This window comes from Prolinoborus fasciculus (assembly GCF_056724605.1).
This window is the reverse complement of sequence record NZ_JBWZQN010000044.1, coordinates 22,907-29,788: the sequence shown is the minus strand read 5'-3', so window position 1 is coordinate 29,788 and position 6,882 is coordinate 22,907. Positions and strand designations below refer to the sequence as shown.

Genomic DNA, 6,882 nt, shown 5'->3' with positions numbered 1-6,882 from the left:
GCAAAAAAAGACTATCGAAATGTTATATGGTAAGCTACATGATTATTCATAGTTTATATGTAAACAAAGTATAAATCTTTAATTTAATAAGGTTTATATTCATAAACTTTTATAGATGTTTAGATAGGCAGCGGGACTTGAATAGTGCTAAGAACATACTTGCGCTTGGGCATAAGCGTCTCGCAGGAGGAATCAGCTCTATTTAGGGAGGTGAGGATGTCAAGGAACAGCAAATGAAAATCAACATCGAATCGATTCAGATGAATGGCAATAAAAACCCGCCAGAGTCAAAGGCGGGGGAGGAGTAATGACCAAAGATCATTGTTTTTTCATTATGTTTATAGGGAGAAATCTTTCTAAATTTATGCTGCAACGGCCAGTCGTGCTGCAATTTGTGAAACTTCATCACTGATAATCATACGGGCTTCTGGTGCACAGCGGCCACAGCAAGTTCCCAAGTCCAACATATCGCGTACATCACGATAACTCTCAGCGCCATTTGCAATAGCATCTTTAATGTCTTGATCTGTAATGCCACGGCATAGACAAACGTACATAGGACACAACCACAGTGATTAAATAAGATAAGTAATATTATTGATAATTGTTATCGTTTGTCAATAAAAATCATTTGAAATAGCTTTTATCGTGATTGATGATTTAGATAAGAAACTACCATCTGAGCGGAAATCCAAGCACTGCTCGGATTTCCACACAAAAGCAATTCATGATTTAGAATGAGATATTGCAGGGTGGGGACTGAGTGATTTTTATAACTTATTGATTAATGATGACAATGCCATCCATTTCAACCCAAGCATCTTTAGGCAGGCTAGCCACACCTAAAGCGGCACGTGCTGGATAGGGCTGGGCAAAATACTCACCCATAATTTGATTGACCAGTTGAAAGTGAGATAAGTCGGTCAGAAAAATATTCAGTTTGGCGATATCTGCCAAAGAGCCACCAGCGGCTTCACAGACTGCTTTTAAGTTATCAAACACCCGGCGAATTTGAGCTTCAATGCCTTCAACCAGTTCCATACTATAAGGATCCAGACCAATTTGACCTGATAGATATAAGGTATCACCCACTAAAATGGCTTGCGAATAAGTACCAATCGCAGCAGGGGCATTTTCAGTATGGATTACTTGGCGGGACATTAATTTCTCCTTTTATCATCGACATACATCATATTCGATCAATTCGGCCGATCAAAGCACTATCGTTTTAAATGATCAACTTGCTTTAGAGGCTTCACTGAAAACGATGGGCTGAGCCAGGCGGATAATTCGTGGAAAGCCGAAATACATGCGTAAATCCCGGATAATCTGTGCAATCTGTTTACGGTTATGCACCACGATATTGACATAAGTTTTGTCATCCTGAGTACGTACCATTTCCACCCCGGAATGCGCTTTACGGCATTGGTAAATCAGGTCTGAAATCTGCTCGTCATTCATGTCCAAGTCAATACTGAGATAGGCAGTAAAGCTGATATCTTCGAGGTCATCAGAGGTCCACTGTAACAACATGATATTTTCTGGATGCTGATGCTGTTCATGCAGCAGGTTGTGGCAGCGCGCACGATGCACAATCAAACCGCGACGGGTCAAATGACCCTGAATCGGATCACCCAGCACAGGATTGCAGCAATGTGCATATTTGACATCGACACCTTCCGTTCCCTGAATCAGACGGTCTGAGCTGGCAATATTCTGATGATGATCTTGGGCAAATAAATGGTTGGCCACCAGTTGCGGTAATAAATCACCGACTGCAATCTGTTCAAACAGCTGTTCCTTGCTGGAAACATGGCGCCATTCCAAAAGGTTTTTCCAGTCTGCTTCCGTCATATCGCGAATAGAACGATGGAAGAGTTTCAAGGCACGATTGAGAGCCTGTTGTCCGACCAAACGTTGCTCATCTGGATCTTGATCGCGCAGAATATTCTGAATAGCACGACGAGCTTTCTGGGTATTAATAAAACTGAGCCAATCTGGGTTCGGCGTCGCAAGGACATCAGTAATGATTTCGACTACCTGACCACTGACTAAAGGAGTCGACAGTGGTTTGGTTTCATTATTAATTTTTGCACCCACCGCATGGTTGCCCAGGAATAAACTCGCCGCATAAGCAAAGTCGACCGCCGTGGCACCTTGCGGTAATTCATGTAAATGGCCGTGTGGGGTATAGACCCAGATTTTTTCCTGATGTAAATAGTCCAGTAATTCACTGAAAGTGGTTTTGGCACATTCGCCATCGACTAGGACATTCAGGTTTTGCATTGAAGCCTGAATTGCTGAGCGGCAGGCTTGCGGCGCACTTTCACCGAGTACAACACCAAAACGTGCTGCTTTACGCATCAGTTCGGTTTGAATGGTCAAAGACAAAGTGGTCTTTTCGCCTTTCAGTCGCATCATCAGGGACTGGTTGCCACCCGGTAATGGACGACGGATATGGTCTTCATAGCTTTGAATCTTAAAGCTATGGGTCAGAATCTCTGCCAGTCGGTCACAATCGGCAATGCTCTGTAAAATAATTTCAAAAGCATGGCTGTGAGTTAATTCTTGTAGATCGATGTCATTTTTAACGAAGTGGCGCAGTAGCTCAATATTGTTGTTTTTCTTCTTAATCCGGCCTTGAATGGCATTCTGTTGCAGCAGTTCGGTCAGGTTCTTTTCCCACTTGGCCTGATATTCACAGCGTTTTGGCTTGGTTTCCAGTAGGGCGGCCTGCACATTGTTATACATGTCCAGATCTAGATTCTGATAACAAAGATGTTCCAGATTATCCGCCATTTCATTCATGCCGACAATACGTGCCATTGGAACAAAAATTTCAAAAGTTTCGCGGGCAATACGTGCCCGTTTGTCTGGACGTAGTGCATCCAAAGTGGTCATATTGTGATAACGGTCGGCCAGTTTCACAATAATGACACGTGGATCCTGTAAGGTGGCTTGCAGAATTTTTCGGAAAGAAGCCGCTTTATTATATTCTTTATCGCTAGAATGACTTAGTTTGGTGACACCATCGACCAGTTCAGCGACGGTAAAACCAAAAATCTTGCTAATATCATTTTTGTTAAATTCGGTATCTTCAATCACATCATGCAGCAGGGCAGCCATTAAAGTTTCAGTGTCCAAACGCATATGCGCCAAGATACAGCTGACCGCAATCGGATGTAGAATATAAGGTTCACCACTTTTGCGCACAATCCCATCATGCGCCATATCTGCATAATCACAGGCCGCAAGCACACGTTCGACATCGCTTTCACTTAAATACGCATCGATAATGAGCTCTAACTGCTGCTTGGCTTGACTGACCTGTGGGCCTGGCATAAAACACCTTTTCAACTGAATTTTTTACAAATAAAACCTGAAAGCGCTTTAGAAATGTGAATTTCCTGGTTTGATGGTTTTTGGCTGCTAGCGAGCAGAAAACCAATACAAACTTGATAGCTAACCCTTATGTTATAACCGTTCTGGCATAAATATAAAAGTCACATAACAAAAAAAGCCTAGTTTAGAACTAGGCTTTTTGAGTGACGATCTCTTACTGGAAAGAAAAACCGTCTAAGTTTAGATTATTTGCAGAAAGTGCAAGATCCAGACTTGATGTTTGATAGTCTTGATCACGTTGTTTCAAAATGTCTTTTGATACATGACCTGAAGCGATTTCACGTAAAGCAACAACAGTCGGTTTGTCATTGTCCCATTCTACAGTTGGTTCAATACCTTGACGTGCCAATTGACGCGCGCGCTTGCTTGCCACTAGTACAAGCTCAAAGCGGTTGTCTACATGGTCTAAACAATCTTCAACGGTGACGCGTGCCATAAGAATTCTCGTTTGAATAATAAATTTTAACAGACTGCTCAGTATAAAAGGCTTTGTCTATAGACTCAAGTTTTAATCACTGTTCAGTCGGTGTAATCAGTTTTTGAATCAGTTTTTCATGACGGTTGGCTTGCTGGCTAAGTACCAGACGATTGGCAATAATCACCGCTTCCAAGTCATGCAGCGCCTTATTAAAGTCGTCATTAATAATGATATAGTCAAAGTTGCTATATTGTTGCATATCTTCTACCGCGCAGCTCAGACGGTGTTCAATCACATCCACAGCATCAGTACCACGGTTAGACAGGCGTTCACGTAGATCAAACTGGCTTGGTGGCAAGATAAAAATTTGTTTAGATTCAGGAAAAAGTCGACGAACCTGCTGTGCACCTTGCCAGTCAATTTCCAGTAGCACATCATGACCTTTAGCCAGTTGCTCTTTGACTGTGGCTTGTGCGGTCCCGTAGTAATTACCAAATACTTCGGCGTATTCGATAAAACCACCTTCATTGACCAGATTTAAAAAATCTTCTTTATTAGAGAAATGGTAGTGCACGCCATCGAGTTCGCCAGGTCGTTGACCGCGTGTAGTGTGTGACACAGAAACGTGAAGATTGTTGACACGCTCAAGTAGGGCTTTAACAAGGGATGTTTTGCCTGTTCCAGACGCTGCAGAAACGACAAACAAGAGACCCGACATGATATTTTTCCTGATATGATAAAATATCTTCTCTATTTTAGAGTAGAGCGGCTTTAAACTAAATAGTTGTCAGTCGATTGTTTACATTTATTTCAATTGAACCGCTAAAAATGGTATGAGTATTGAGGATTCTATGGAAATTGTTTTAGCCAACCCACGTGGTTTTTGTGCTGGTGTAGATCGTGCCATTGCGATCGTGAACCGTGCCCTAGAATGCTTTAACCCCCCAATTTATGTGCGGCATGAAGTGGTGCATAACAAATTTGTGGTCGATGACTTACGTCAGCGTGGTGCAATTTTTGTCGATGAACTCGACGAAGTTCCTGACGATAATATCGTGATTTTTAGCGCGCATGGTGTTTCTAGAGCCGTACAACAAGAAGCTGAACGTCGTGGTTTAAAGGTTTTTGATGCGACTTGTCCATTGGTGACTAAGGTGCACATTGAGGTGACTAAATATGCTCGTGAAGGTGTAGAAGCGATCCTGATTGGTCATGAAGGCCATCCGGAAGTTGAAGGCACCATGGGGCAATATGACAAAAAAAATGGTGGTGAGATTTATCTGGTTGAAGATGAAGAAGATGTCGCCGCTTTAACGGTACGCAATCCTGAAAAAGTCGCTTTTGTCACGCAAACCACTTTATCTATTGACGATACGGCGAAAGTGATTGATGCCTTACGTCAAAAATTCCCAATGATCCAAGGTCCGCGTAAAGATGATATTTGCTATGCTACGCAAAACCGTCAGGATGCAGTACGGGATCTGGCTGAACGTTGTGATGTAGTCTTAGTTGTGGGTTCACCAAATTCATCTAACTCAAACCGTTTGCGTGAACTGGCGGAACGTATGGGGAAGGCGGCTTATCTGGTTGATAATGCCGATGAGCTCAAGCAGGAATGGTTTGCAGAAAATGCCCAGATTGGGGTAACAGCAGGCGCATCTGCACCTGAAATCCTGATTAAACAAGTTATTCAGCGTTTACAGGACTGGGGTGCACAAGCGCCTAAAGAGTTGGATGGACGGGAAGAGAACATTACCTTTAGCCTGCCTAAAGAGTTACGTATTCCTGTAACACAGGCTTAGAATGTTAACTATTTAAAATTCTTTTTCTTATTTAAAAATAAGCAGATAACTGGGAAATGACAGTTATCTGTTTTTTTATGCCTTTTATCTGCTCTGTGTGGGTTTTGTAAAATTTATAGATATTATTTTAACTGGGTCAAGGTCTTGCCTAGAGGGGGGAATATGCAAAAAGAGAAAGGATTTACCTTAATTGAGTTAATGGTGACGATTGCGGTGTTGGCAATTGTCGCGATGATTGCTGCTCCTTCGTTTGGTGATCTCATCGCAAAAAGAAAATTGGATACTACCGCTCGAGATTTTGCTTTAGTTCTTGGAGAAGCAAGGGGGCAAGCTATTTCATTACGGAAAAATATTACGATTAAATTAACTTGCCCGACAGAAACAGATCCAAGTACAAGTGAGATAAATGTTGTATGCCCTGCAAATACGGCAACTACATTTTCTTGGATCTCTCCAAATGATGATATTGAACTAACAAGTGATGCAATTGATGTTATTTTCACAGGATTGGGGACCGCAAAGCAGCGTGAAAAGCTCGTAGACAATCCGGTTTGTAATCCAGTTCCACCTGCTACATCAACACCATGTGATACAGATCCAGATAATAATCCAAGAAAAATCCCTCAAATCGTGCCTTTAGAATTTACTTTGTGTAATTCAGAAATTAAAACAAGCAAAACTATTTTTGTTTCGAAAACTGGCACAGTGGATAGAATAACAACGGGTATATGTTGATGATAAATAGTACGAATCAAAAGGGCGTTGGTTTAATGGAGGTATTAGTTGCTTTATTTATACTTGCCTTGGGGGTGCTGGGATTTTCGGCTTTGCAATTAAGAGCAATGGATGCAGCCCAAGAGGCAACTGAGTATACGGTCGCAATGAATAATGCACGAGATTTAGCTGAACGTATGAGGGTAAATCGTACAGCCTTATCTGATTATAAAAATGCAATTAACAATGTTGTCTCGATAGATACGTGTACTGGTATTAATGATATTACAATACCTAAAAGTCTAGCAATTCCTAAATGTAATTCCACCCTGATGGCACAACATGATGCTACAGAAATTTTGGCTAAGGCTTCGGATAATGGACAAACAATAATTGTTGAAAATTGTGTAAAAAGTACTTTGAATTGCATATATGTTGCATGGGGAAAAACTAGTATTATTGCCTCAGATCTTAGTAACTGTGTTGATACAGCTACTGGCGCATACATTGTGAATGCTAAATGTTTAGTTATGGAGGCATTTTAAT

General features: G+C 41.6%; 7 protein-coding genes and 1 pseudogene. 3 read left to right on the top strand and 5 right to left on the bottom strand.

All coding sequences use genetic code 11. From position 1 onward, the window contains the following. Positions 1 to 362 precede the first annotated feature (362 nt). From AC1P5O_RS11220 to gmk, 5 genes and pseudogenes are all read right to left on the bottom strand, one after another. Positions 363 to 557, bottom strand: a complete 195-nt coding sequence (locus tag AC1P5O_RS11220; RefSeq protein WP_004644972.1) for a bacterioferritin-associated ferredoxin — start codon at positions 555 to 557, stop codon at positions 363 to 365. A 220-nt stretch (positions 558 to 777) separates the two neighbouring features. Beyond that, positions 778 to 1,161: a RidA family protein gene (locus tag AC1P5O_RS11215; protein WP_005265550.1), complete on the bottom strand. Its 384-nt coding sequence runs from the start codon at positions 1,159 to 1,161 to the stop codon at positions 778 to 780. A gap of 75 nt (positions 1,162 to 1,236) precedes the next feature. Next, complete coding sequence (locus tag AC1P5O_RS11210) at positions 1,237 to 3,342, bottom strand: RelA/SpoT family protein (RefSeq protein ID WP_005265552.1); 2,106 nt, start codon at positions 3,340 to 3,342, stop codon at positions 1,237 to 1,239. A gap of 298 nt (positions 3,343 to 3,640) precedes the next feature. Then, positions 3,641 to 3,838, bottom strand: a pseudogene (gene rpoZ / locus AC1P5O_RS11205) (DNA-directed RNA polymerase subunit omega); the annotation flags it as partial. 76 nt (positions 3,839 to 3,914) lie between these two features. Further along, entirely contained in the window at positions 3,915 to 4,538 is a 624-nt protein-coding gene (gmk, locus tag AC1P5O_RS11200) for a guanylate kinase (RefSeq protein ID WP_004281187.1), read from the bottom strand. Positions 4,539 to 4,671: 133 nt separating this feature from the next. Between gmk and ispH the strand changes: the two genes are divergently transcribed. From ispH to pilV, 3 genes are all read left to right on the top strand, one after another. Then, positions 4,672 to 5,622: a 4-hydroxy-3-methylbut-2-enyl diphosphate reductase gene (ispH, locus tag AC1P5O_RS11195; RefSeq protein WP_164543118.1), complete on the top strand. Its 951-nt coding sequence runs from the start codon at positions 4,672 to 4,674 to the stop codon at positions 5,620 to 5,622. A 162-nt stretch (positions 5,623 to 5,784) separates the two neighbouring features. Beyond that, positions 5,785 to 6,357: a pilus assembly FimT family protein gene (locus tag AC1P5O_RS11190; RefSeq protein ID WP_004732414.1), complete on the top strand. Its 573-nt coding sequence runs from the start codon at positions 5,785 to 5,787 to the stop codon at positions 6,355 to 6,357. Continuing rightward, complete coding sequence (gene pilV, locus AC1P5O_RS11185) at positions 6,357 to 6,881, top strand: type IV pilus modification protein PilV (RefSeq protein WP_035335415.1); 525 nt, start codon at positions 6,357 to 6,359, stop codon at positions 6,879 to 6,881. Before AC1P5O_RS11190 ends, pilV begins: the two co-directional genes overlap by 1 nt. The last annotated feature ends 1 nt before the right edge of the window (position 6,882 follow it).

Coding starts and splice junctions, on each gene's coding strand:
- AC1P5O_RS11215 (WP_005265550.1), bottom strand. CDS start 1,161: ATGTCCCGCCAAGTAATCCATACTGAAAATGCCCCTGCTGCGATTGGT.
- gmk (WP_004281187.1), bottom strand. CDS start 4,538: ATGTCGGGTCTCTTGTTTGTCGTTTCTGCAGCGTCTGGAACAGGCAAA.
- pilV (WP_035335415.1), top strand. CDS start 6,357: ATGATAAATAGTACGAATCAAAAGGGCGTTGGTTTAATGGAGGTATTA.
- ispH (WP_164543118.1), top strand. CDS start 4,672: ATGGAAATTGTTTTAGCCAACCCACGTGGTTTTTGTGCTGGTGTAGAT.
- AC1P5O_RS11190 (WP_004732414.1), top strand. CDS start 5,785: ATGCAAAAAGAGAAAGGATTTACCTTAATTGAGTTAATGGTGACGATT.
- AC1P5O_RS11220 (WP_004644972.1), bottom strand. CDS start 557: ATGTACGTTTGTCTATGCCGTGGCATTACAGATCAAGACATTAAAGAT.
- AC1P5O_RS11210 (WP_005265552.1), bottom strand. CDS start 3,342: ATGCCAGGCCCACAGGTCAGTCAAGCCAAGCAGCAGTTAGAGCTCATT.